The organism is Patiriisocius sp. (assembly GCF_051252435.1).
GTDB lineage: Bacteria > Bacteroidota > Bacteroidia > Flavobacteriales > Flavobacteriaceae > Patiriisocius.
On record NZ_JBPOFW010000003.1, the window covers coordinates 175,923 to 200,265 of the forward strand.

Here is a 24,343-nt window from a genome sequence, read left to right on the forward strand (position 1 = left end):
GGGACGATTTAATTTTTTATTATCTTTCAAAAAAATCTCACAAATGCGACAACCAGATGAACTAATTCTTGAAATGCAAAACGGAAACGAAAAAGCATTTGCAAGAATTTACACTTTATACTCTGAAGCTCTTTATGGTATAATTTATAGCGTAGTGCGCGATAGCGACCTTGCTGAAGAAACTTTACAAGACGTTTTTATTAAAATATGGAGCAATTCTAAATCATACGACATAGAAAAAGGACGCTTTTTTACATGGGCATTGAACATTGCCAGAAACACTTCTATTGATGCCACACGGTCTAAAGCCTATAAAAATTCAAAGAAAAACCTATCTACAACAAATTTCGTAGATATTATATCGAGTACTGATAGCTTAAACAAAAAAACGAACGCCATTGGCATAACCAAATTTGTAGAACGGTTAAAACCCGTTTGTATCAAAATAATAGACTTGCTCTATTTTAAAGGATACACACAAGTTGATGCAGCCAAAGAACTGGAAATGCCTTTAGGAACTGTTAAAACAAGGAATAGAAATTGCATAAAAGAATTACAGATGCAAGTTTTAGGTTAATTCGATAATACACAAAAATGACAACAACGGAATTAATAGAATCAGGAACTTTAGAACTTTATGTTTGTGGCGCATTGCCAGAAGATGAAGCGCAAGAAGTGTTTGAAGAAATTCAAAAAAATAGCGACGTTCGCGGAGAGGTTCAAAGAATCGAGAACACATTGATGAATCTTTCATCAGAAATTGCTCCCGCACTTTCAGTAATGAATTGGAGTAGTATTTTAAATGCTATTTCTGGAACAAGAAGTATAGGAAATACAAACAACACAACAAATTGGGGTGCCATAACAGGTTGGGCAGCAGCTCTGGCTTGTGTGGGAGGTATTTTCTGGATGCTTAATCAAAACAATGAACTTGAAAACCAAGTTACTGAAGCTACGGAACAAAGAAATATATTGGAGGAAGAGTTGGATATCTCGACTGAAATGCTCGTTGCAAACGAGGAACTTCTTGACGTGATACGCTCAAAAGATTACAATGCATATACATTGCCGGGTAATCAAGCAGTTGCGCCTACGGCCTACAGTAAGGTGTATTTTAACGATGATACTAACGTTGCGTATATTGACGTCAAAGGACTTCCAAAAGCACCAGAAGGAAAAGTATATCAAGTATGGTCGCTCATGTTAGAGCCACTAACGCCTACCAGCGTAGGATTGATTGATGACAGTACGTTAGCTTCAAACGGAGTGTATAAATTTGAAAATTTGAAAGATGCTCCGCAAGCATTTGGAATCACGCTCGAGCCAGCTGGCGGAAGCGAATCCCCTACCCTTTCTCAATTATACACCTTAGGAACGACAGCTCCTTAAAAAATTTAAGAAAACTAATTCATATAAAAATGCCTCAGAAATTTCTGAGGCATTTTTTATTCTTCGGAAATGTGGCGGGGGTTAGATTATTAACCCCTAATTATCAGTTCTTCAATTCCTGTTCTTTTTGAAAACCTTAAACAGTATAAATATTCCAACGAAAAATCCAATTATAAAGATGATAAATGTATTGCTCATAACTAGCTTTTAGAAAATTTGTTAGTGCAGTAATGTCCTAATTCTATTTAAGTATTGGTTGCACGATTTAAACAAATTTAATAAATACAAAAATCAATAGAAAATTAGAGAGTTTTTTTCCTCTGTAATGTAACTGTATAAAAAACTGGATTATGCATTATTATTTCTTAAGATATTTTTCGGGGTTTAGTTCAAAACATAGAAAAGTTTTTAAAATATGTTCTAAATTTTAATGAAATTTAAGTAGGAATTAGTGAGTAATATCAGGTGTTAGTTGCTGGCTAATCTTTTAATAAAATAATTCAAATTAAGAATCTCTAGAATAAAATTTCCGTTTTCATCTAATTCGATAGATATGTTATGCTCAATAATTGTTCGTCCTCTCCACACCCCACTTAAGATTCTCATGTAATCAACACCAGTCCAATAATCATCTTTAATTTGGCAAATTTGCATGGCTGAATTTGTTACAAGTTTCATTTGGCTTTCATCTAATAAGTCAGAATGAGTACTGAATCTGGCCCTAATTATTTTAACGTCATTATCATCATCCAACACATATTCTCCATTATTTATTGCAATTTGAAAATTCAACAATTCAAAGGTGTCCAAGAACAAAGGATCTAAGTTAATTGTAAAATGAACTGACTCTACTCCTTTGTCAATTTTTCTAGTATCGATGTCGGCTAATTTTATTAGTGACGAAATATTTAAATCCGAATAGTTTGAATTCATTATTTTATTTTCAGAATTTATGTAAAGCTTGCACCTAACAAGTTATAAAATGCAATTTATGCATTATATACGGATATAAAATCCTGTTATCAACAGTTTGTTTTGCGCGTTTACAGTTTTTTTTATGAGCTAATTTGAGCTAGACCTCAACCTTATAAGTAGATAAAACAACAATTGAATAATTTATATCTCTTACAGATAAAATAAATAAACGGGGGAAATTTCTATTCGATTTACTTTTTTGAAGATTGAAACCCTTGACTTTCGGGTACAAAAAATGGCAAGCTACCTACATCACACCGCTACGACCGTCTACCCTTGCTGTGTTCCCACCCTGGGGGATTCAACAGGAGCTGGTTGTGTAGGACTTGCCGGTGCAAAGATACTTCTTTTCACATCTTTTCCAATAATTTTTTCAACTCATTTTTAATAAATATCTTGCATAAAAAATAGACCCGATATGAAATATGCTAACCTACTAATTACCTTTGTCTTACTACTTTTAATCACCAGCTGCGACGAGGAAATTAAAAACGCCAACCAGCATTTCTCTATAGAAATTAAAGACAACAAAAAGAGTTTTACAACTGCTGAAACGGTAGCTATAACACTAAAAAGTAAGCAAGGGAAACCCATTGATAATGTATCCTATTCGCTCAACGGAAAACCTTTTGATGGAAACACGAGTGGCGCAACCCTTAACATTTCCGCAGAAAAACTGGGAGAACGTACCATTGACGCTAAGATAACTTCCGGCGGAAATGAGTACACCGTTTCAAAATCGTTCGTTATTTTAGCTTCGGAAAAGCCAAAACTCTACGGCTACAAAATTCTCGAAGTATATCCGCATGATCAAAGCGCCTACACCCAAGGACTGGAATTTAACGGTGAAGATTTATATGAAAGTACCGGGCAACGCGGATTTTCAGATTTAAGAAAAACGGATTACAAAACGGGCGAAGTGCTCATGGACCAAGATTTACAACCGCAATTTTTTGGTGAAGGTTTAACGATTTTAAATGATAAATTATATCAACTTACATGGCAATCTGGGCAAGGTATAATTTATGATTTTCCTTCGTTGAAACAAGAAACTACCTTTAAATATAACCAAAGCAAAGAAGGTTGGGGACTTGCCAACGACGGTAAAAAGATTTACAAAAGCGACGGTACAGAGAAAATCTGGACACTCAATCCCACTACCCTAGCAGAAGAAGAGTATATTGAAATCTACACAAACACAAGCAAAGTAAAGAGTGTGAACGAACTGGAATGGATCGAAGGCAGACTCTTTGCAAATGTGTATCAAAGTGAGGCGATTGCTATCGTAAACCCTAATAATGGCGCGGTAACTGGAATTATAAACATGAAAGGTCTCAAAGAAAAAGTAAGTCAACACAACGAACTCGATGTTCTAAACGGAATTGCCTACAAAGGAGAACCCAACATCATTTATGTAACTGGAAAAAAATGGGACAAGCTTTTTAAGATTGAAATTTTTGAAAAATAAGAAATCTAGATTTTTTAAATTCTTTACCAAATATGCCGCAAATAGAAAAGACTGCCAAAATATATACTTTAGGCAGTCTTTTTTTTTGAAAATGGTATTTACAATTCTACGGCGGTATTTGCCATCGTCAATAAATCTTTCATGGTAAAAACACCATTGGTGCCCAACGAAGGTGACCAGTCTCTATTACTACCTAAGTAAGAGCGCTCATCTTTTTCTAGAATACCGATGATGGTTTCGGCAACTATGGTTGCTCCAACGGGACCCAAACCTTCTCCCGGAAGATTGTTGAGCGTATCCATTCTGCCTATTTTTTCTGCTTCGGCCAAAATATAAAACCATAATGGCGTACCACTGCCCATGTCCAGATTATGCGTTGATGATAAATTTTCAATCAAATCTTTAACGCTGTCAATTTCGCCAGCATCTCTTCCCATAAAAGTAGCGATACTTTCGCCAGAAGGTAATAAAAAGCTCTGCCCACGTCTTAAATTTCGAGTAGCTAACGATTTATCTCCTGGATTGCTGGAATTTATAAAGGGTAATTCTAATAGAATAGACGCCATTTTTGTGTTTAACTTTTCAGCTCTTTGGTAGTTTCCGTCAAAATCAAATAAACTTTCCCATTCAATAATCTGACCTACATTTTTAATCTTTTCAAATCCACGACCAAATTGCGGTGAAAATATATTATGCACGGGCCCCGAAGGTTGCAATTTAAATTCTTGATTGATCATGGAATGCCCAAAACGATACGCAGCTACAGAAAATTCAACTGGAATAAAAGGCTCGTTGCAAGGTTTATAAAAACGTCTTCCCGAACCCAAAACAGAATTTACAATCTTTGAACCACACATAAGCGGTAAGAACTCATTGACAACAATCCACTGATAATGCATGGTTGCATCATGCCTTGCTTCTTCATATAATTCTCCAGCACTTTTATGTGGATCATCTGTTTTCTTTTTGTGATAGAGCGCATTATAAAACCGAATAAATGCCAGTTGCATTTGTGAAATCACCCTATTTTCATCATTTCTTGGATCTCCTATTATTGCAGTTTCGGTTCCAGTTCTGGCTAAATCGTACTTTTCTAAAGCCGCACCTTGTCCTTGGTTTTGGTTTGTCTTTCCTGTTAACAAATAAAGACCTCTTCCATTTGGCTTATCATACAAAAAAGGCTCATCCTCGGGTCCGCCACCAAAAATACTGTCTAAATCCAATGTGGCTGTTCTTGTATTATCGATACTGTTGGGATTGTTAATACTGCTGAAACTTGAGCTCGTATCAAAAGTAATATCGTGATCAATAAATTGACCAAAAAATATCATCCCCAAGGGAACATTGGCAGTAAATTTTGGCGCCCCGTTGATATCCATTGCTCCTCCCTTTTCCCCAAGTTTATTTAATACTTGCGGATTATTATAAAGCGGTGAGACATTTCTGAACATCCTTCCAAATTTCCCGATCGACTCAACGTTGTAGGATTCTATTGTACACAGTAGATTTTTTCCAAAAAAACTGTGCATTCCATGGTTGCTTTTCATAATTAAAATATTTAGTTAGTAAAATGATTACAAAGTAATTCTGGGGAATCTATGATAAGGGGAAGTTTAGCGTAAAATGCTGATATAAAGATATTTATAAAAAACGAATTATTAGTGCTTTCGCTTTTAAAAAAATGGAAGAATTTTCCTAATGCTTTTTGAAACATTTACTTAATGTATTACACACATTATTTGAATGGTTGCGGTTTCTATTGTTTCAAAACGCCTGTTCCCTCACTCAAAACGTCTGTTCCCTCAAAAGTCATTTTATATATGGTATGCGGAATCCATCTTTGTGGTAATAAAACCATCAAAGATGAAAAAAGCGATACACGTACAGATTCCCGAACCTTGCCATGAAGATTGGGCAAAAATGACTCCAACTCAAAAAGGAAGACACTGCGCTTCTTGTGAAAAAGAGGTAACAGATTTCACTCAAAAAAGCGATGAGCAAATCGTAAAAATGCTCACGGCAAACCCCAATAGTTGTGGGAGATTCAAAAAAACGCAGTTGAAACGAGAGATTAAACTGGAGCGAAAATCTACAGCATCACTTGCTCCGTATGCTGCCAGTTTATTGTTGCCTTTGACGTTGCTTAGCAGTCTCAACACTAAAGCCTCTTCAAAGGAGACAAAGACCGAAAAGGTTTATAAATCTATAGGAGTTGGCAGATATAGCGAGGTAAATAATCTTTTAAAAGTGCGAACGATTACAATAGGTGTGGTTACAGATTCCCACGGAAATGTGCTGAACAAGGTAAAAATTACTTCGAATGAAACTGGCGTTGTAACTTATACAAACATTAAAGGCGAATATGAAATTAAATGCTTTCACGGTGAAACGCTCTGCTTCGAAAAACCCGATTATGAGCCTTTTGAATTTATGACAACTAGAAGTAAGAATGTAAAAAACATTTCGCTTTCAAAAATAGAGTTGCAAATTGAAAGAACAACAGGTAAAATAAAAATTGCTCCCCAAGAAACTCGAGAAGAAATCGGCGACGTCATTGTTGAAGAAGAAACAAAAGAAGAAATAGAGGAAAAGGTTGAAGAAAAAACAGACCAAGATAATACCCTGAAAAAAATTTCTGGTACAGTCACAGATAGCAGCGGATTACCATTACCGGGTGTAAATATCATTGTAAAAGGAACCACAAACGGGACACAAAGCGATTTTGACGGATTGTATAGTTTAACTGTTGAGGAAGGACAGACTTTAGTTTATAGTTATGTTGGATTTGATACAATTGAGAAACAAATAAACGAGTATAGTAATATATTAAATGTTTTTATGGAAGAAGGAGGAACTCTTGGAGGATTAATGGCTATTGGCGGATATTGGGCCAGTGAACCAAATCGAGTAACCGCAACAAGACCATTCGGCAATGTATCTTTTGCTAATGATTGGGAAAGAGAAGCTGAAAAAAGCAAACAAAGAAAAGCATATCAAAATGGTTTAAAATTTCAGTATAAAAAATTAAGAGAGCGAAGAGAAGCGCGACAGTTAAAGAGACAACAGAGAAAAGAAGAAAGAGCGCAAAGAAAATTAGAAAGACAGAAGTCAAAATAGAGATTAAAGCGCAATATCTTTTAAAATATAATTCTTAACGAGACCGCAGGGATTTGATATAAATTTCAAATCCCTGCGGTCTCACAATATTAGAGACAAATAAAAGTTATATTTTTACCTAAAATTTTCTTTGATGAAATATATCTATGGCTTGGCATTATTCTGCTGCATTATTCTTTGGAGCTCCTGCCGAAACGATTTTGAAACCGTTGCGAACACAGGAAATCTTGAATTTTCAAGAGATACTGTTTATTTGGACACCGTTTTTACAAACATTGGTTCAAGTACCTATAATTTAAAAGTGTACAATCGCAGTGATGAGGATATTACGATTCCCACCATTTCTCTTGGCGAAGGGCAATCTTCTAACTACAGATTAAATGTTGACGGGCTGCCGGGAAAAGTTTTTAATGACATCAATATCCTCGCAAACGATAGTATTTTCGTATTCGTGGAGACTACATTGGACATCGAAAATCTTCCGGGTAATGATTTGCAATTTTTATATACCGACCAAATTTTATTTGACACGGGCGCACTTCAGCAAAAGGTAGAATTGGTTACACTAGTGCAGGATGCAGTATTTCTATTTCCAGCAGACTTGGGCAATGGAATGATTGAAACCCTCAATTTAGGGCAAGATGCTGATGGAAACGATATTTTAATAGAGGGATTTTTCTTGGATGATACAGAGCTAAATTGGACCAACGAAAAACCTTATGTAATCTATGGCTATGCAGCCGTAAATTCAGGAAAAACATTAACTGTAGATGCAGGAGCACGCATTCATTTTCACAACAGTAGCGGACTTTTAATCAATGAAGGTGGTGTTATGAATGTCAATGGAGCACCTAGTACAGACCCCGAGTTATTAGAAAACGAAGTCATCTTTCAAGGTGACCGTTTAGAACCAGACTTTGAAAATGTACCGGGACAATGGGGTACCATTTGGTTTACAAATAACAGTGTGGGAAACACTTGGACAAATACGACGATAAAAAATTCGTTGATAGGATTACGAGTTGCAAATAGTCAAATTGATTTGGAAAACGTTCAAATTTACAACGCCGCGGTAAGCGGTTTGCAAACTTTTACAGGAAATGTAACGGGTCAAAACATGGTAATCAATAACTGTGGAAATTCCAGCTTGGAATTAAATCTTGGTGGTGATTATACATTTAATCAAAGTACGTTTGCAAATTATTGGAGCAATAGTTTTAGGTCATCACCTACGGTTTCCATTAATAATGCGATTGATACTGGTACCGAAATTTTAGCGTCATCATTGATTCAAGCAACGTTCAACAACTGTATTATATACGGAAGCGAAAATCTCGAACTCGGGCTTTTTGCAGTCGATGACGCATCGGTTTTATTTAACTACGAATTGAACAACACCCTACTCCGTTTCAATGATACGGGAGGAGATTTTACAGATAACCCTTTGTATCAATTTGGACAACCACCGTATAACAACGTAACGCTAAATGTTGATCCGGCGTTCTTTGATCCACAATTAAATGACTTTAATATTGAGATGAATGTTTCGGGAGCTGAAAATATTGGAGATTCTGCAATTAATAGTATTGTTCCAGTTGACCTTAACGGCACAACTCGCGCAACACCTCCAGATGCTGGAGCTTATGAAAGTATTATTTTTCCAGAAGGTTAGAAAACACATTTAAAAAGGTAAGGGTTAAAAGTGAATCATGATTTCGATTTACTTTTAACCCTTTTTATTTTGGAAAATACATTTTCCACTAAGATTTACAAAAACATCACTATTTCTGGTTGAGCCTTACTATAAAGCACAAAAAAAACCCATCCGTTGGGATGGGTTTTCTGTAAATTCAAAAAAGTATATATTAAAGTACTCTTACGTTTACTGCGTTTAGACCTTTGTTACCTTCTTTAAGGTCAAATTCTACTTCGTCTCCTTCTCTAATCTCGTCGATTAAACCTGAGATGTGTACGAAATGGTCTTTTTCTACTCCTTCTTCTGTGATAAATCCGAAACCTTTAGTGTCGTTGAAGAATTTTACTGTTCCTTTGTTCATTGTAATGAATTAAATTATTAAGCCACAAAGGTAAACTTAGTTATTGACTATACAATGCAAAACAGCTTTTATTTATAAATTACCCAAAATTCAACTATAGAGGGGCTTAACATTGTTTTTACCACTCATTCTTTCTTCTTCGGAAATATTAATCATTTAAAACAAGTCTTATTTCGGCAGATTCGGCAAGTATATCATCTCCAGTATGTTTGAGGCGATGGAAGTATTTTTCTCAATTCAGTATTGAAGTATTTAACAGAGAATAAAAGAAGTTCTTCTTCACTACCTTCATGTTGGTATGTCCCATTTTCGTCGAAATCTAATTTATCTAATAAATTGATGGACCGCGGATTTGTCCTCAAGGTAAAAGCGTAAAATTCCTTTACCTCAAAATTTAAAATAACATAATCCAACACAGCTCTGCTAGATTCGAAGCCATACCCCTTCCCCGTCTCGCTATCCAAAAATGCAAATCCTAAATCTGGATGTTCAAGATTTGGTCTCTTATAAACACCACAAGTGCCAATAGGCTTTTGACTATTTTTCTCTAAAACAATATAAAAGCCAAAACCATTTTCAGAATAACTAGGCAGATATTTTTCCTTTAATATTTTCTCAGCATCTTCAACCGATTTAATATTTCGGTCTCCGATAAACTCAATCCACCCTTTCGAATTAAAAAGCTCGACAAAAAATGGCGCATCGCTCATTTCTATCTTACGGATTATTAGTCGTTGTGTTTCTATTGGTAAAATCGTTCTCATTGGCCGAAAATAAAAAGGCTTCAAAAAAATTATTGAAGCCTTATAAAAATAAATTTAAAACTACATCTTAAATAAAGGCTTCCCTTCCATCATAGCATTCACTTTAACTGCAATTACTTCCAACTTTGCTTCATCTTCGTGGTTCATGATTACCTCATCAATTAAATCTACAATGCCCTGCATTTCATCTTCTCTCATTCCTCTTGTTGTGATTGCCGCAGTTCCTATTCTTATTCCGCTAGTAACAAAAGGAGATTTATCATCAAACGGAACCATATTTTTATTTACGGTAATATCTGCTTTTCCTAAGGCTTCTTCGGCTTGTTTACCTGTGATGTTTTTATTTCGAAGGTCTATAAGCATCATGTGATTGTCTGTCCCGCCGCTAATTATTTTATAATCTTTAGCTACAAAAGCCTGCGCCATTACTGATGCATTTTTTTTCACCTGAATCATATAATGTAAAAACTCATCTGTCAACGCTTCGCCAAAAGCAATTGCCTTTGCTGCGATAATGTGCTCCAAAGGCCCGCCTTGATTTCCAGGGAAAATACCGCTATCCAAAAGCGAAGACATCATTCTCTTCTTTCCGTTTTTTAAGGTTATTCCAAATGGATTCTCAAAATCTTTACCCATTAAAATCATTCCACCACGAGGTCCGCGTAACGTTTTGTGCGTTGTAGTAGTTACCACATGACAATGCGGAATTGGGTCTGCAATAATTCCTTTGGCTATTAAACCTGCTGGATGCGCGATATCTGCCAATAAAATAGCCCCCACTTTATCTGCAATTTCCCTAAAACGTTTATAATCAATTTCTCGAGAATAGGCAGAAGCACCAGCGATAATCATTTTAGGTTGTTCCTTGATTGCGATGGCTTCAATTTTATCATAATCGAGCATTCCTGTTGCTTCCTCTACACCGTAAAATACGGGCGAGTATAAACGCCCACTAAAGTTAACGGGCGATCCGTGCGTTAAATGACCTCCGTGCGATAAATCAAAACCTAAAAATTTATCCCCAGGCTTTAAACAAGCATGAAACACTGCTGTGTTTGCTTGCGAACCACTGTGAGGCTGTACGTTTGCATACGCTGCACCAAAAAGCGCCTTCGCTCTATCAATCGCAATTTGCTCTACCTCATCCACAATCTCGCAACCACCGTAGTAGCGCTTTCCCGGGTATCCTTCGGCATATTTATTTGTCAAGACTGAGCCTGCCGCTTCCATTACTTGGTCGCTCACAAAATTTTCGGAAGCGATTAATTCTAGTCCGTCGAGTTGGCGTTCGTGCTCTGCTTGGATTAATTCAAATATTTGTTCGTCACGTTTCATAGGGTGCGATAATTTTTAATTGTTCGATTTATTTTTGGGCACTTCGGAAATTTTAAGGTTCCAAGAATGTGCTTTTGCTTTATTTTTATGTTTCAGAAAAGCTTCGGAAATTCTAAAATTTAAAAATCCGTTGTCTCAAATTTTTCATGGTTTTTAATATCTCAAATGTTTAAAATTTCCGAAGAAAAACCCTTTGAATTTAAAATTTCAGAAACCAAAAAACGGTATAAAATTATGATACTGTTAATTTCTTCCAAAAATACCAAATCCATACGTGACCTATTCTTAAAATTATATATTTGATGTGTATTTTACTAACAGAAAATAAACACTATGCCCTTAATCGCTAACAACCCAAAAAGAGAAACGTGGATCGATGTTCCTGAGAACAGCGACTTCCCGATACAAAATATTCCGTTTGGTGTATTTTTAACCCGTGACGATATCATTACCATTGGTACCCGAATAGGCGATACTGCAATAGACCTTGCAGCGTTGCACCAATTGGGCTACTTCAAAGGAATTGATTTGACAGATGATATTTTTCTGCAAGACAGCCTCAACGACTTTATTGCAGATGGCCGTAAAACTTGGCGTTTGGTGAGAAATAGAATTAGTGATATTTTCCTAAAAGGAAATCATGAGCTACAAACCAATAGAGCGCATTGCAGTAAAATACTTTTTAAGCTCAATGAAATTGAAATGCAACTCCCTGTGGATGTTGGTGATTATACAGATTTTTATGCCAGTAAAGAACACGCAACCAACGTGGGGTCACTTTTTAGAGATCCAGAAAATGCATTGTTGCCCAATTGGCTTCGAATACCAATAGGGTATCACGGTAGAAGTTCATCGATAATCCCTAGTGGAACACCAGTTCGCAGACCAGTGGGACAGATGAAACCTGGAGATGATGGTGTGCCTGGATTTGGGCCTTCAAAATTGTTGGACTTTGAATTGGAAATGGCTTTTATCACAACGGCTGCCAATGACCTTGGAAAACGTGTTGACATTAGTGAAGCTGAGGATTATATTTTTGGATTGGTTCAATTTAACGACTGGAGTGCTAGAGACATACAAGCATGGGAATATGTACCATTAGGACCCTTTTTAGGAAAGAGTTTTGCATCCACGATTTCGCCTTGGATTGTAACACTGGATGCTCTTGAGCCTTTTAGAACGGAAGGTCCTGCGCAAGACCCAGCACCTTTACAGTATCTTGAACAACACGGAAAGATGAATTTTGATATTAATTTACAAGTTGGAATCAAACCTGAAGGCGGCGAAGAAACCGTGGTGGCAAATTCAAACTTTAAATATATGTATTGGTCGATGGCGCAACAATTAACACATCACACGGTAAATGGTTGCAACGTGCGCAGTGGCGATATGATGGGGAGCGGAACAATCTCGGGCCCCACAAAAGACAGCTACGGCTCAATGTTAGAATTAACTTGGAGAGGTCAAAATCCAATTAAACTTAGTGATGGCTCTGATCGCAAATTTGTAAATGATGGCGACACTGTTATCATGAGAGCATATTGTGAAAAAGACGGCTTGAGAATAGGTTTTGGAGAATGTGACGGAAAAGTTTTATCGGCATTGATGTAACATAAAGAAGCATTTTAAGCTGAAATATTTAGCACACAAAAATCTTGTTCTTTGTGTGCTATTTTTTTTGGCACACCAATTGAAATGTTAAAAACATAACCAATACCTTTGAGTTATGAGAAATTTTACGACAATAGTTATTGTTGCCTTTCTATTCGCTAGTTGCAATAGTACAAAGCGAAACATGCGATTACTTAATGAGGGTGAATACGAACAGGCCATAGAGCTTGCCGTAAAGAAACTTCAAAAAGATAGATCTGCTGAAAAAAACGACGCTCGTATTATTTTACTTGAACAAGCATTTGCAAAAGCCATTGATGAGGATACCCGAAGCATTTCTTTCCTAAAAAAACAAAACACGCCTCAAGCAGCAAGAAAGATTTATTACACCTATCAAAACATGGAGTATTATCAAAATACGATACGGCCATTACTTCCACTATACAGTTCTTCTTTAAATAGGAATGCCAACTTTAAAATGAAGGACTATAGCAACGATATACTACTTGCTAAAGAAAATTATTTAAAAGCTCTCTATCAAGAGGCTGACATTTACATGAACCGACAAACTATAGATGATTATAGAACGGCCTATAATATTTATTGTGATATCGCTGAAATTCAGTCCAATTATAAAGACGTTGCTCAATTAAGAGGCGATGCTCGTTTTTATGGAACCGATTTTGTCCACGTGCGACTCAATAATAGAAGCGGTCAAATAATCCCATTGCGATTAGAACGTGATTTGCTTGATTTCAACACCTACGGATTGGATGATTTCTGGACGCAATATCACGCTGTAAAGGAAAGAGATATTGATTATAATTTTGGGGTTGATTTTGATATTAGAGAAATTTCAGTCGCTCCAGAACGATTGAGTGAAGTTGAAGAACGAAGAAGCAAGCGCATAAAAGATGGATGGGAATATCTGTATGACCGAAACGGAAATGTTAGAAAAGACAGCCTTGGCAATGATATTAAAGTTGACAAATATATCACTGTAAATGCACGAGTGACTTATACCACACAAACTAAAGCTGCACTAATTGGCGGTGATGTAGTCTATAATGATTTGGTTAGCAATAGAATTTTGAATAGATACCCAATGGCAAGCGAATTTGTTTTTGAAAACTTATTCGCAAAATTTAGAGGCGATAAACGCGCCTTGACTTCAGAAGACCGAAAGTTTTTAAACAATAACTACATTCCGTTCCCATCGAGCGAACAAATGGTTTTTGATGTGGGTGAAGATTTAAAATTAAGATTGAAAGATATTTTGAAAAGCAATGGATTTCGATAAAAAAGCTCACATAAAAAAAAGACTCCAAGAAGGAGTCTTTTTTTATGCTTTCAAATATTAGACAAATCGTTCTAAATCTGCCGCTTGAATGGAATGGTGGGACTCATTAAAAACCGCTGTCTCATTTTTTATCACTATAAGTTGTGGGCTTTGATGAATCACTTGAAACCTAGAAGCCACTTCGTTCGAGACATCTCGGTTTGCTTTTAAATCCAAGAAATACAACTTAATTTGGTTATCATTTAAAGTATATCCTCTCTCAAAATTTCGTAAGACCATTCTGCTTATTCCGCAGGTGGTCGAATGTTTAAAAATGGCTACGGGAGTGGATTTTGATTCTTCTGTTATTTCATCAAGTTGTTTCATTTCAGAAAGAACATGCCACGGCACCTCAACGATTTCTTCTTTTGCGATGTCGCTTGCCGTCTTTTTAAATTTATCTAATAATCCCATTTTTCTTTTTTTACAAATATACAATCTACTGTCTTGATTTTTCTGAATGTTATATTAAAGTATCAATCCGTCATTTTGTCGGTTAAAAACAAAGTTTTTACAGACATTTTGTCTTTTTAATGGATTGGCTTGCCTTTTGAAAAATACCTTCTGAAATTAACAAGAACAAACACTGAGAGGGATTGAATCTGTTTCAGAAAAATATATAAAATATGAATTTTAACAATTATACCATAAAAAGTCAAGAGGCCATACAGCAGGCGCAACAGCTTGCGCAAGGGTATGGTCATCAGCAAATAGAAAATGAACACATTTTAAAAGCCATTTTTGAAGTGGACGAAAATGTAATTCCGTTTTTATTGAAAAAGCTAAATGTAAACGTACCAATATTGCAACAAATCTTGGACAAGCAACTAGAGAGTTTCCCAAAAGTTTCGGGTGGCGATATTATGCTATCACGTTCGGCTTCAAGTACTGTGAATGATGCGAGTATCATCGCTAAGAAAATGAATGATGAATACGTTTCCGTAGAACATTTATTGCTGGCAATTTTTAATTCAAAAAGTAACATAGCCCAGACATTAAAGGATCAGGGCGTCACTGAAAAAGGATTAAAAGCTGCTATTGAAGAACTTCGGAAAGGTGACCGCGTGACTTCTCAGAGTGCTGAAGAAACATACAACGCACTTAACAAATACGCAAGAAATTTAAACCAATTGGCGCGCGATGGAAAACTTGACCCTGTAATTGGTCGTGACGAAGAAATACGCAGAATCCTTCAAATTTTAACAAGACGAACCAAAAATAACCCAATGCTCGTAGGTGAACCTGGTACTGGTAAAACTGCCATCGCCGAAGGACTTGCGCACCGGATTGTGGATGGTGACGTGCCTGAAAATTTAAAGACAAAAGAAGTGTATTCTCTAGACATGGGAGCATTGATTGCCGGAGCAAAATACAAAGGAGAATTTGAAGAAAGATTAAAAGCGGTCATTAAAGAAGTGACTTCAAGCGATGGGGATATCGTATTATTTATTGACGAGATTCACACACTTGTAGGCGCAGGTGGCGGACAAGGAGCAATGGATGCAGCAAATATTTTAAAGCCTGCATTGGCGCGTGGAGAGTTGCGCGCAATAGGTGCGACTACACTTGATGAGTATCAAAAATATTTTGAAAAAGACAAAGCTTTGGAACGTCGTTTTCAAAAAGTAATTGTGGACGAACCCGATACAGAAAGCGCCATTTCAATTCTACGCGGAATCAAAGAAAAATATGAAGCGCACCACAAAGTACGCATCAAAGACGAAGCAATTATAGCTGCAGTTGAGTTGTCGCAACGTTATATTACCAATCGCTTTTTACCGGATAAGGCTATTGATTTGATGGATGAAGCCGCTAGTAAAATGCGAATGGAAATAAACAGTAAGCCAGAAGAATTAGATGTACTTGACCGCAAGGTAATGCAACTAGAAATTGAAATTGAGGCCATCAAACGTGAGAATGATGAAACAAAGTTGAAAAGTTTAAGAAGCGACCTAGCGAATCTAAAAGAAGAGCGTAATGAACTGAACGCAAAATGGAAAAGTGAAAAGGAAGTCGTTGAAAATGTTCAGAATTTAAAAACCGAAATTGAAAATTACAAACTCGAAGCAGAACGTGCGGAGCGTGATGGAGATTTTGGTAAAGTAGCCGAAATTAGATACGGAAAAATTAAAGAGACGCAAGAAAAACTTTCAGCTTTAGAAGAACAGCTTGCTGAAAAACAAACTGGGAACTCTTTAATCAAGGAAGAAGTTACCTACGAAGACATCGCCGAAGTTGTTGCAAAATGGACTGGAATACCAGTAACTAAAATGTTACAAAGTGACCGTGAAAAACTACTTAAACTTGAAACAGAACTTCACAAAAGAGTTGTGGGACAAGAAGAAGCTATAGTCGCTGTTAGTGACGCTGTACGAAGAAGCAGAGCTGGATTGCAAGACCCTAAAAAACCGTTGGGTAGTTTCCTGTTTTTAGGTACAACGGGAGTAGGTAAAACCGAACTCGCAAAAGCGCTGGCCGCTTATTTATTTGATGATGATAGTGCCATGACAAGGATAGATATGAGCGAATACCAAGAACGCCATAGCGTGAGTCGTTTGGTGGGCGCACCTCCAGGATATGTGGGGTATGATGAAGGCGGACAATTGACGGAAGCCGTTCGGAGAAAACCGTATTCAGTGGTCTTGTTAGATGAGATTGAAAAGGCGCATCCAGATACTTTTAATATTCTATTACAAGTACTTGATGAAGGTAGATTGACAGATAATAAAGGTCGTATTGCCGATTTCAAAAACACGATTATAATCATGACCAGTAACATGGGTAGTGAAATAATCCAGCAAAAATTTGAAACCATCAAAGACCCTGACATGGCAATGGAGGGTGCAAAAGTAGAAGTCCTCGGATTACTTAAACAAATGGTAAGACCAGAATTTTTAAACCGAATCGATGACATCATTATGTTTACTCCTTTAACCAAAGAAGACATTAAGAAAATCGTGGGACTTCAATTAAAAGGAGTTTCAAAAATGCTTTCAAAACAAGGAATTACACTGGATGCGACTGAGGAAGCTGTTAAGTATCTTTCTGAAAAAGGGTTTGACCCACAATTTGGCGCAAGACCTGTAAAAAGAGTGATTCAAAAAGAAGTTCTGAATGAACTTTCAAAGGAAATTCTTTCGGGAAAGGTGACTACAGATAGTATCATTCTACTGGATAGTTTTGATTCAAAGTTAGTTTTCAGAAATCAAAACGACCTAGTTAATAGTTAATAAAATGAGGTTTTGGGTGTACCTCTTTTCTGAAGCATGTCTCGACGTGCAAAGGAAAAAAAAACACTCGGTTTCATATTTGGTTGGTTGACCTCCAGTATTTTAAAATACTGGAGGTTTTTTATAGTAAATAAAAAAAGCCACTAAAATTATAATTTTAGTGGCTTTTCTAAATAGCATTTGGATTATTACCAACTTGCTATTTCTTTTTCAATGTCTTCTTTTACTTTTCCAGTTTTTTCTTGCATTTTTCCTACAAGCTTGTCATATTGACCTTCAGAAAATTCTTCATCATCATTAAAAGTCATACCATATTGTTCTTTGGCTTTTCCTTTAATTTGGTTCCATTTACCTTTTAATTCTAACTTATTCATAGCTATATTGTTTTAAATTATTAATAATATAAAGATATGATTGCTTGTATCGAAACTGTATTAACCAAATGCTAATAAATACTCTCCAATTGTTATAATTTTATTAAAACCTTTAGTCAACCTATTTATTGACTTCGACAAAAAATTTCTTGTATTTTTGAATTTCAGAAATTACAAATTCTGAAATATGAATCAAAAAATCTCACACATGAAAAATTGGGCATATATTTTATTATTAGCTTTTGTTAGCGTGTCTTGCCAAGAAAAAAAAGCGAATCAAAATGAGGGTGACGTAACTGCGGAAGCCATAAAAGAGGATTTAAAAATCCCAGAATCAACTGTTACCACATTTTACCTAATGAGACATGCAGATAAAGACACAATTAACGGTGATAAAAATGACCCACCTCTAACTGAAGAAGGAAAAAAACGTGCTGAAAATTGGGCAGAATACTTTAGTAATGAAACTGTTAACGCTATCTACACAACAAATTACGATAGAACGATGCACACCATATTTTATCTCGCACGTGATAAGGATATTTCAGCAGAAATCTATTATCCCGGCCAGCTTTTTGACAATGATTTTCTAAAAAAAGTACAAGGGCAAAATGTTGTTATTGTGGGTCACAGTAATACCATTCCGCAAATGGTAAATAAAATGATTGGAGAAGAAAAATATAGCGATATTGATGATGACGATTACAACAATTTATACGTCGTTACCTTCAAAGGAACAAAAGCCACGGCAGAAGTAAAAGAAGTTAACTAGAGGTTAATTAAGCGTTACACGCACATTTTCGGTTTCTATTTTTGAGAGGAGTTTGAGTTTGTTTTGCTCAAATAATGTATCAAGTTGCGTAAGCGAAACTTCAAGGCTTTCAGGTTTGTAATTATTGTAATCGACAAATCTAATTCCTTCAATGAAACGTGGATTATAGGCTTCTCTAAATCTAATTCCACCACCATTTACGGCGTAGCGGTACGCTAAATAATCGACCGTAAAATTTGTTTTGTGCACCCAGAACATAAACTCATCATCAAAATCTGTCCCGCCCCCTTCTTCCTTAAAAGTTACTTCAATTTTATAATACGGTGCACCTTTTATAACAACTTCTCCCACTAATTTTTTATTTACCGCTGGCGCATTTAAGCCATACGGCAACTGGGAAAAATAATGTACCGAGTTCACACCATCTGCTACTTTAACAACAGTATCGTTTATCGTTCTTCGGAAATTTGTATTTGTTAATACATCTTTTATTACCGAAACACTATCTTGGACAACTCTGCTATAGGTATAATTTCCTCCATCTCGAATACTTTGATATTTATTGTTTCTGAATTCAAAATCTACGGTGGCGCGCTCGCAATTTCCGTTGCAAGCAGTTTCAATTGCTTTGTCGATAATTTGTTGTGCGGTGAGTTTTTCTTCGGTAGTTGCACAAGATATAATGCCTGTAAAAAGGATAATGGATAAAAGGTATTTCATTGTTTTATATTTCGGCTAACATTTCAGCAGCCTAAAGTTATGTTAGTTTTTTAGCATTATAAACTATTAGTTCTATTTTTGTGCTATGGCATTACAGAAAAATGTAAAGATAAAAAATAGGAAAGCTCGTTTTGAGTATGAAATACTCGATAAATACGTCGCAGGTATTGTGCTTGCTGGAACTGAAATAAAAGCTATTCGCGAAGGAAAAGCTTCTATTGCTGAGAGTTTTTGCGAATTTAATGAAAAAGGCGAACTGTTCGTCATTAATATGACTGTGCAGGAATACTCGCACGCTACGCATTTTAACCATAATCCAAAAAGCGAACGCAAATTGTTGCTCAATCGCTCCGAACTTAAAAAACTTGAAAAATCTGTAAAGGCATCTGGACTTACGATTGTGCCTTTGCTCCTTTTCACAAACGATAAAGGACTTGCCAAAGTGCAAATCGCGCTCTGCCGTGGTAAACGTGAATTTGATAAAAGAGATTCCATAAAAGATAGAGATAGCAAGCGTAATCTGGATAGAATTAAAAAGAGTTTTAATAATTAAAAGTTAGATGTAAGACCGCTGCGCTGAAGGACGTAGAATTAGACTAAGATTTTGTTTTAATAATCCCACTAGTTAAAACTATTTTAAAAATTTTTCAAAAGCAACTTGCTGTGTGTATCTTCGTTATGCCATAGATATGCTTATGAAAAGATTATTTTTTGTTTTACTGTTTCTCGTTAGTCTCGTTTCCGAAGCCCAAATCGTTGGTAAGGTGACCGACACTTCAAAAGCACCGCTAGCCAACGTTAATGTCTATGTGCAAAATACATACACCGGCACAACTACAAACGATGACGGAAATTTTGAACTCAACGTGGGACGCGAAGGCAAGTACATTATAATTGTTCAATATCTTGGCTATACAAAAGTGACCAAAGAGGTCAACATAGAGTCTTTTCCATATATTTTAAACATTACGCTGAAAGAAGAAACCACAAGCCTTGACGAGGTTGTAATAAACAGCAGTGAAGACCCTGCGTATCGTATTATTAGAGCAACCATTGCACAACGAAAAGAGAATCTTGAAAAAATAAGCGAATACACAGCAGATTTCTATTCGCGAGGATTATGGAAAGTAAAAGATGTCCCCGAAAAAATTCTTGGACAGGAAGTGGGCAATCTCGAAGGCGCGCTCGATTCTACACGTAGTGGGATTATTTATCTTTCTGAAACGATTTCAAAAATATCCTACCAGCAACCCAATGACTTCAACGAGAGAATCATTGCCAGTAAAGTAAGCGGAAGGGATAATGGTTTCAGTTTTAATAGTGCACAGGAATCTACATTTTCGTTTTACGAAAACACCATTGATTTAAGAGCAGCTATTGTATCTCCTATTGCCAATAATGCACTGAGTTATTATGATTACAAGTTGGATGGCGTTTTTTACGAAAATGGGAAGCTCATCAATAAAATTATCGTTATCCCAAAAAGACCAAAAGACCGCGTTTTTAGTGGGCAAATTTATATCGTGGAAGATGATTGGCAGCTCTATGGTGTGGAAATAAAAACTACCGGAAGCGCTATTCAAGTCCCCTTTATTAAAGAGATTGTCTTTAAACAGAATTTTAAATACGATAAGGATTATGACTTTTGGGTAAAATTATCGCAAACGATTGATTTTGGTTTTGGATTTATGGGTCTCAATGGCGAAGGCCACTACATCTGTAATTACAGCAATTACGATTTCGAACCCAATTTTGATAAAGACAGTTTTAGCAACGAAGTACTTTCGTTTGAACCTGAAGCCAATAAAAAAGATAGCCTTTTCTGGAAAGGAACGCGCCCTGTCCCTTTGACAAATGAGGAATTGAATGACTATATTAAAAAAGACAGTCTGCAAACCCTGCGACGCTCAAAACCTTATTTAGATTCGATAGATAATATGTCGAATAAATTTAGTTTCACTGCGCCTTTATTGGGATATACCTATACAGAAAGTTACGAAAAATGGAGATTGAGCTATGAAGGCCCTGTTCCGGGAATTGCCTTTAATACTGTTCAAGGATACAATAGTAACGCTGGATTGAGTTTCTTTAAATGGTACAATGAAAACCAAACCAATTGGATTGCAGCATCATTAAATGCAACCTACGGAATTGATGAAGACAAATTGAGGTTTCAAGGCCGAATCACAAAAAACTTTAATCGAAAAAACAATCTTCGATTTTCACTTTCCGGCGGAAGTAAATTAGAACAGTTTAATTCCAGTGAACCCATTTCGCCTTTAATCAACAGTATTTCTACGCTATTTTTTGAACGTAATTATATGAAACTATACAAACTTGATTTTGCTCGCTTAGAGTATCAGCAAGAATTATTTAACGGACTTGAAACACGTGTGCGCGTAGGCCATGAAAACAGAAGTCCCGTATTCAACAATTCAGACCACTATTATATAAACAATGGCAGCGACGTGAGTTACACCTCAAATAACCCGCTGGCACCTACAGATTTCACAAATCCCGCGATTGAGGAGCACTCAATATTAAAAAGTGACATTGCATTTCGGATTACATTTGGACAAAAGTATTTTTCAAATCCAGATATGAAATTTAATATAGGCAACGAATTGTATCCAAGACTCACAATACGATTTGAAAATGGATTAGGCGCTTCAGATAGCGATTATAATTTCAGTCAGTTGAGCGGCGAATTGTATCAGGATTTTGGCCTCGGAAATAAAGGAGAATTTTACTATCGCGTTAAAGGAGGAACTTTTTTTAATGGCGATGATATATCTTTTGTGGATTATCAACATTTCAACGGAAACCAAACTAGAGTTGGAACTTCACCGAATTACACAAACACTTTCAACCTCTTGCCCTATTATGATTTAAGTACCAACAAAAGCTATTTAGAAGGACACATGGAGCACGATTTTAGAGGTTGGATTTTAGGAAAAATTCCTGGCATCAATCAGCTAAACTTTAATCTTGTTGTAGGCGCTCATGTTCTAGCAACACAAGACAGAAAACCCTACTCCGAATTTTCGGTAGGTGTTGACAATCTAGGTTTTGGGGTGTATCGCTTACTACGTGTGGACTATGTGCGCTCCAACTACAACGGAGTGCAAGACGGCGCATTTGTTTTTGGTTTGAAATTTTTGGATTTGTTGGGATTGTAAATTGAAACTTTAAAAATCGTCTGGTTGAGCGCAATCGAAACCTCCGCTACGGAGAAAACCCTCAATTCTTATTCTCCAATAAAGGCACAAACCTAAACTCACCAAATTCCTCTTTACTAAACTCAGTGGGTGATGTACGTGTGTAAACTTCCATGATTTGTACTTTATCTCCCACGGGAATAACAAGTTTCGCTCCCACTTTTAATTGGGACAACAAAGGTTTTGGAACAAAAGGGGCTCCCGCAGTTACAATGATTCCGTCAAAAGGAGCTTGGCTCTCTAACCCTTTGTAGCCATCTCCAAAGATTAATTTTTTAGGCCGATAGCCCAATTTTGGGAGGAACAGTTTTGTTTTTTTGAAGAGTTCATTTTGGCGTTCTATGCTATACACGGTCGCTCCTACTTCCAATAATACAGCTGTTTGATAGCCACTCCCCGTGCCTATTTCAAGAATTTTATCACCTCTTTTTACTTCCAGTAATTCTGTTTGTCGTGCTACGGTATAGGGTTGTGAGATAGTTTGGTCTGCTGCAATGGGGAACGCTTTATCCACATACGCGTGACCAATAAAACTACTATCCATAAATAAATGACGGGGAATTTTATTTACCGCAGCCAGCACATCTGGATTGGTAATTCCTTTCTTCTTAAGTGTTTCCACCAGCCGCTTTCGCATGCCTTGATGAGTAAAAGTGTCTTTCAATTTGGGAGGTTTTGAGTGATTGCAAAATAATAGAAAAAACAAACTAATTCAAGATTTTTTCTAAATTGTAAAATAGAAAATATAAAATCCTAGATAATATAAATCTTTAATTAAATAAAAAAACTTCAAACATCAACCATTACTTTCAGTCTTAAAAGTTCCGAAGAAAGAACTCATCTCTACTTTTCACTCTTTAAAATAAATGCATTATGGAATTGTAATATTTCTAACAAATCCTCCTTTTAAACTCCCTCGCATTCTCGTACATTTGTAGAAAACACGAGCGCATGTTAAAAGCAGGAGTCTTGGGTGCAGGGCACTTAGGCAAAATTCATTTAAAGTTATTAAAGCAGTCCACGAACTACGAATTGGTGGGCTTTTATGATGCAAATCAAGAGGCAGCGAAAATCATTGAGGCCGAGTTGGGTTACAAAAGTTTCCCCACTATGGAAGCGCTCATCGATGCCTGCAATATGGTGGATGTTGTAACCCCCACTATACAGCACTTTAAGTGTGCCGAAAAGGTCATAAAAGCCGGTAAACATCTCTTTATAGAAAAGCCGATAACAAACACGGTTGCCGAGGCAGATGCTATTAGAGATTTAGCTAAAAAGCACGGCGTGCGCGGACAAGTGGGACAGGTGGAACGCTTTAATCCTGCGTTTATGGCGGTAAATCATATGATTGAAAACCCCATGTTTATTGAGGCACACCGGTTGTCAGATTTTAATCCTCGCGGAACAGATGTTTCGGTAGTTTTGGATTTGATGATTCACGATATTGATGCCATTTTAAGCGTAGTAAAAAGCAAGGTTAAAAATGTGCATGCGAGTGGTGTTTCGGTCATTAGCGATACGCCAGATATTGCAAACGCACGTATTGAGTTTGAAAACGGTTGTGTTGCGAATTTAACGGCGAGCAGAATTTCGATGAAGAAAATGCGCAAGGCACGTTTCTTTCAAAAGGATGCCTATATTTCGGTGGACTTTTTAGAGAAGAAATGTGAAGTGGTGAAGATGAAAGATGCCCCCAAAAATCCAGACGATTTTGCAATGGTGCTCACCAATGCCGAAGGTATAAAAAAACAAATCTATTTTGATAATCCGGAAGTTGCCGGAAACAATGCTATTCTTGACGAACTTGACAGTTTTGCCGAAGCAATTAAACATAATAGAGTTCCAGAAGTTTCATTAACACAAGGTGCTGAAGCTTTACGCGTAGCAATGTTGGTGATTGAGAATTTTAGTGAGATTTAACACCCTCACCCTTGAGAGAGAGGGGTTAAAAAATTAATAATTTAAAAATATCCC

General features: G+C 36.5%; 21 protein-coding genes and 1 other RNA gene. 12 read left to right on the forward strand and 10 right to left on the reverse strand.

Annotation, left to right across the window (positions count from 1 at the left end; translation table 11 throughout):
* The first annotated feature begins 43 nt into the window (after positions 1–43).
* Entirely contained in the window at positions 44–577 is a 534-nt protein-coding gene (locus tag ACSHW7_RS08270) for an RNA polymerase sigma factor (protein WP_435678871.1), read from the forward strand.
* Between the two features lie 17 nt (positions 578–594).
* The gene (locus ACSHW7_RS08275; protein ID WP_435678872.1) at positions 595–1,389 is read left to right on the forward strand and encodes an anti-sigma factor; all 795 of its coding nucleotides are present in this window, start codon (positions 595–597) and stop codon (positions 1,387–1,389) included.
* Positions 1,390–1,857: 468 nt separating this feature from the next.
* Here ACSHW7_RS08275 and ACSHW7_RS08280 read toward each other — a convergent pair whose 3' ends face one another.
* Positions 1,858–2,322 (reverse strand): hypothetical protein, encoded by a 465-nt coding sequence (locus ACSHW7_RS08280; protein ID WP_435678873.1) that lies wholly within the window; start codon positions 2,320–2,322, stop codon positions 1,858–1,860.
* Between the two features lie 275 nt (positions 2,323–2,597).
* Positions 2,598–2,696, reverse strand: an RNA gene (gene ffs, locus ACSHW7_RS08285) — signal recognition particle sRNA small type.
* Positions 2,697–2,782: 86 nt separating this feature from the next.
* Here ffs and ACSHW7_RS08290 point away from each other — a divergent pair.
* The gene (locus ACSHW7_RS08290; protein WP_435678874.1) at positions 2,783–3,832 is read left to right on the forward strand and encodes a glutaminyl-peptide cyclotransferase; all 1,050 of its coding nucleotides are present in this window, start codon (positions 2,783–2,785) and stop codon (positions 3,830–3,832) included.
* Positions 3,833–3,930: 98 nt separating this feature from the next.
* Here the strand turns inward: ACSHW7_RS08290 and ACSHW7_RS08295 are convergent, their stop codons facing one another.
* Positions 3,931–5,379 carry a peroxidase family protein gene (locus tag ACSHW7_RS08295; protein ID WP_435678875.1) on the reverse strand — a complete coding sequence of 483 codons (1,449 nt, stop codon included), beginning with the start codon at positions 5,377–5,379 and terminating at the stop codon, positions 3,931–3,933.
* Positions 5,380–5,695: 316 nt separating this feature from the next.
* Between ACSHW7_RS08295 and ACSHW7_RS08300 the strand changes: the two genes are divergently transcribed.
* Complete coding sequence (locus tag ACSHW7_RS08300) at positions 5,696–6,949, forward strand: carboxypeptidase-like regulatory domain-containing protein (RefSeq protein WP_435678876.1); 1,254 nt, start codon at positions 5,696–5,698, stop codon at positions 6,947–6,949.
* Between the two features lie 133 nt (positions 6,950–7,082).
* Positions 7,083–8,621, forward strand: a complete 1,539-nt coding sequence (locus ACSHW7_RS08305; RefSeq protein WP_435678877.1) for a hypothetical protein — start codon at positions 7,083–7,085, stop codon at positions 8,619–8,621.
* 193 nt (positions 8,622–8,814) lie between these two features.
* Here the strand turns inward: ACSHW7_RS08305 and ACSHW7_RS08310 are convergent, their stop codons facing one another.
* From ACSHW7_RS08310 to glyA, 3 genes are all read right to left on the reverse strand, one after another.
* Entirely contained in the window at positions 8,815–9,006 is a 192-nt protein-coding gene (locus tag ACSHW7_RS08310) for a cold-shock protein (RefSeq protein WP_151894554.1), read from the reverse strand.
* Positions 9,007–9,200: 194 nt separating this feature from the next.
* Positions 9,201–9,770 carry a GNAT family N-acetyltransferase gene (locus ACSHW7_RS08315; protein ID WP_435678878.1) on the reverse strand — a complete coding sequence of 190 codons (570 nt, stop codon included), beginning with the start codon at positions 9,768–9,770 and terminating at the stop codon, positions 9,201–9,203.
* Between the two features lie 60 nt (positions 9,771–9,830).
* A complete protein-coding gene (gene glyA, locus ACSHW7_RS08320) occupies positions 9,831–11,105 on the reverse strand; it encodes a serine hydroxymethyltransferase (protein ID WP_435678879.1) in 1,275 nt (424 codons plus the stop codon).
* Between the two features lie 333 nt (positions 11,106–11,438).
* On the opposite strand from glyA, the gene fahA reads away from it, so the two are divergent.
* On the forward strand, positions 11,439–12,716 hold the full coding sequence (gene fahA / locus ACSHW7_RS08325; protein WP_435678880.1) for a fumarylacetoacetase: 1,278 nt from the start codon (positions 11,439–11,441) through the stop codon (positions 12,714–12,716).
* A 115-nt stretch (positions 12,717–12,831) separates the two neighbouring features.
* Positions 12,832–14,016, forward strand: a complete 1,185-nt coding sequence (locus ACSHW7_RS08330) for a hypothetical protein (RefSeq protein WP_435678881.1) — start codon at positions 12,832–12,834, stop codon at positions 14,014–14,016.
* Between the two features lie 57 nt (positions 14,017–14,073).
* Here the strand turns inward: ACSHW7_RS08330 and ytxJ are convergent, their stop codons facing one another.
* On the reverse strand, positions 14,074–14,469 hold the full coding sequence (gene ytxJ, locus ACSHW7_RS08335; RefSeq protein ID WP_435678882.1) for a bacillithiol system redox-active protein YtxJ: 396 nt from the start codon (positions 14,467–14,469) through the stop codon (positions 14,074–14,076).
* A 212-nt stretch (positions 14,470–14,681) separates the two neighbouring features.
* On the opposite strand from ytxJ, the gene clpB reads away from it, so the two are divergent.
* On the forward strand, positions 14,682–17,285 hold the full coding sequence (clpB, locus tag ACSHW7_RS08340) for an ATP-dependent chaperone ClpB (RefSeq protein ID WP_435678883.1): 2,604 nt from the start codon (positions 14,682–14,684) through the stop codon (positions 17,283–17,285).
* A 188-nt stretch (positions 17,286–17,473) separates the two neighbouring features.
* On the opposite strand, the gene ACSHW7_RS08345 is transcribed toward clpB, so the two are convergent.
* Positions 17,474–17,659, reverse strand: a complete 186-nt coding sequence (locus tag ACSHW7_RS08345; RefSeq protein ID WP_435678884.1) for a CsbD family protein — start codon at positions 17,657–17,659, stop codon at positions 17,474–17,476.
* Positions 17,660–17,867: 208 nt separating this feature from the next.
* On the opposite strand from ACSHW7_RS08345, the gene ACSHW7_RS08350 reads away from it, so the two are divergent.
* Complete coding sequence (locus tag ACSHW7_RS08350) at positions 17,868–18,431, forward strand: SixA phosphatase family protein (RefSeq protein WP_435678885.1); 564 nt, start codon at positions 17,868–17,870, stop codon at positions 18,429–18,431.
* Between the two features lie 3 nt (positions 18,432–18,434).
* Here ACSHW7_RS08350 and ACSHW7_RS08355 read toward each other — a convergent pair whose 3' ends face one another.
* Positions 18,435–19,151, reverse strand: a complete 717-nt coding sequence (locus ACSHW7_RS08355; RefSeq protein WP_435678886.1) for a DUF6503 family protein — start codon at positions 19,149–19,151, stop codon at positions 18,435–18,437.
* Between the two features lie 85 nt (positions 19,152–19,236).
* Here ACSHW7_RS08355 and smpB point away from each other — a divergent pair, with 85 nt between their 5' ends.
* Positions 19,237–19,704 (forward strand): SsrA-binding protein SmpB, encoded by a 468-nt coding sequence (gene smpB, locus ACSHW7_RS08360; RefSeq protein ID WP_435678887.1) that lies wholly within the window; start codon positions 19,237–19,239, stop codon positions 19,702–19,704.
* Positions 19,705–19,846: 142 nt separating this feature from the next.
* Complete coding sequence (locus tag ACSHW7_RS08365; protein WP_435678888.1) at positions 19,847–22,330, forward strand: DUF5686 and carboxypeptidase regulatory-like domain-containing protein; 2,484 nt, start codon at positions 19,847–19,849, stop codon at positions 22,328–22,330.
* A gap of 61 nt (positions 22,331–22,391) precedes the next feature.
* On the opposite strand, the gene ACSHW7_RS08370 is transcribed toward ACSHW7_RS08365, so the two are convergent.
* A complete protein-coding gene (locus ACSHW7_RS08370) occupies positions 22,392–23,033 on the reverse strand; it encodes a protein-L-isoaspartate(D-aspartate) O-methyltransferase (RefSeq protein ID WP_435678889.1) in 642 nt (213 codons plus the stop codon).
* 287 nt (positions 23,034–23,320) lie between these two features.
* On the opposite strand from ACSHW7_RS08370, the gene ACSHW7_RS08375 reads away from it, so the two are divergent.
* Entirely contained in the window at positions 23,321–24,289 is a 969-nt protein-coding gene (locus tag ACSHW7_RS08375) for a Gfo/Idh/MocA family protein (RefSeq protein WP_435678890.1), read from the forward strand.
* Positions 24,290–24,343: the final 54 nt, after the last annotated feature.

Bases quoted from the DNA above. Each gene is read 5' to 3' on its own strand.
- ACSHW7_RS08270 (WP_435678871.1), top strand. From the start codon at position 44: ATGCGACAACCAGATGAACTAATTCTTGAAATGCAAAACGGAAACGAA.
- ACSHW7_RS08275 (WP_435678872.1), top strand. From the start codon at position 595: ATGACAACAACGGAATTAATAGAATCAGGAACTTTAGAACTTTATGTT.
- ACSHW7_RS08280 (WP_435678873.1), bottom strand. From the start codon at position 2,322: ATGAATTCAAACTATTCGGATTTAAATATTTCGTCACTAATAAAATTA.
- ACSHW7_RS08290 (WP_435678874.1), top strand. From the start codon at position 2,783: ATGAAATATGCTAACCTACTAATTACCTTTGTCTTACTACTTTTAATC.
- ACSHW7_RS08295 (WP_435678875.1), bottom strand. From the start codon at position 5,379: ATGAAAAGCAACCATGGAATGCACAGTTTTTTTGGAAAAAATCTACTG.
- ACSHW7_RS08300 (WP_435678876.1), top strand. From the start codon at position 5,696: ATGAAAAAAGCGATACACGTACAGATTCCCGAACCTTGCCATGAAGAT.
- ACSHW7_RS08305 (WP_435678877.1), top strand. From the start codon at position 7,083: ATGAAATATATCTATGGCTTGGCATTATTCTGCTGCATTATTCTTTGG.
- ACSHW7_RS08310 (WP_151894554.1), bottom strand. From the start codon at position 9,006: ATGAACAAAGGAACAGTAAAATTCTTCAACGACACTAAAGGTTTCGGA.
- ACSHW7_RS08315 (WP_435678878.1), bottom strand. From the start codon at position 9,770: ATGAGAACGATTTTACCAATAGAAACACAACGACTAATAATCCGTAAG.
- glyA (WP_435678879.1), bottom strand. From the start codon at position 11,105: ATGAAACGTGACGAACAAATATTTGAATTAATCCAAGCAGAGCACGAA.
- fahA (WP_435678880.1), top strand. From the start codon at position 11,439: ATGCCCTTAATCGCTAACAACCCAAAAAGAGAAACGTGGATCGATGTT.
- ACSHW7_RS08330 (WP_435678881.1), top strand. From the start codon at position 12,832: ATGAGAAATTTTACGACAATAGTTATTGTTGCCTTTCTATTCGCTAGT.
- ytxJ (WP_435678882.1), bottom strand. From the start codon at position 14,469: ATGGGATTATTAGATAAATTTAAAAAGACGGCAAGCGACATCGCAAAA.
- clpB (WP_435678883.1), top strand. From the start codon at position 14,682: ATGAATTTTAACAATTATACCATAAAAAGTCAAGAGGCCATACAGCAG.
- ACSHW7_RS08345 (WP_435678884.1), bottom strand. From the start codon at position 17,659: ATGAATAAGTTAGAATTAAAAGGTAAATGGAACCAAATTAAAGGAAAA.
- ACSHW7_RS08350 (WP_435678885.1), top strand. From the start codon at position 17,868: ATGAAAAATTGGGCATATATTTTATTATTAGCTTTTGTTAGCGTGTCT.
- ACSHW7_RS08355 (WP_435678886.1), bottom strand. From the start codon at position 19,151: ATGAAATACCTTTTATCCATTATCCTTTTTACAGGCATTATATCTTGT.
- smpB (WP_435678887.1), top strand. From the start codon at position 19,237: ATGGCATTACAGAAAAATGTAAAGATAAAAAATAGGAAAGCTCGTTTT.
- ACSHW7_RS08365 (WP_435678888.1), top strand. From the start codon at position 19,847: ATGAAAAGATTATTTTTTGTTTTACTGTTTCTCGTTAGTCTCGTTTCC.
- ACSHW7_RS08375 (WP_435678890.1), top strand. From the start codon at position 23,321: ATGTTAAAAGCAGGAGTCTTGGGTGCAGGGCACTTAGGCAAAATTCAT.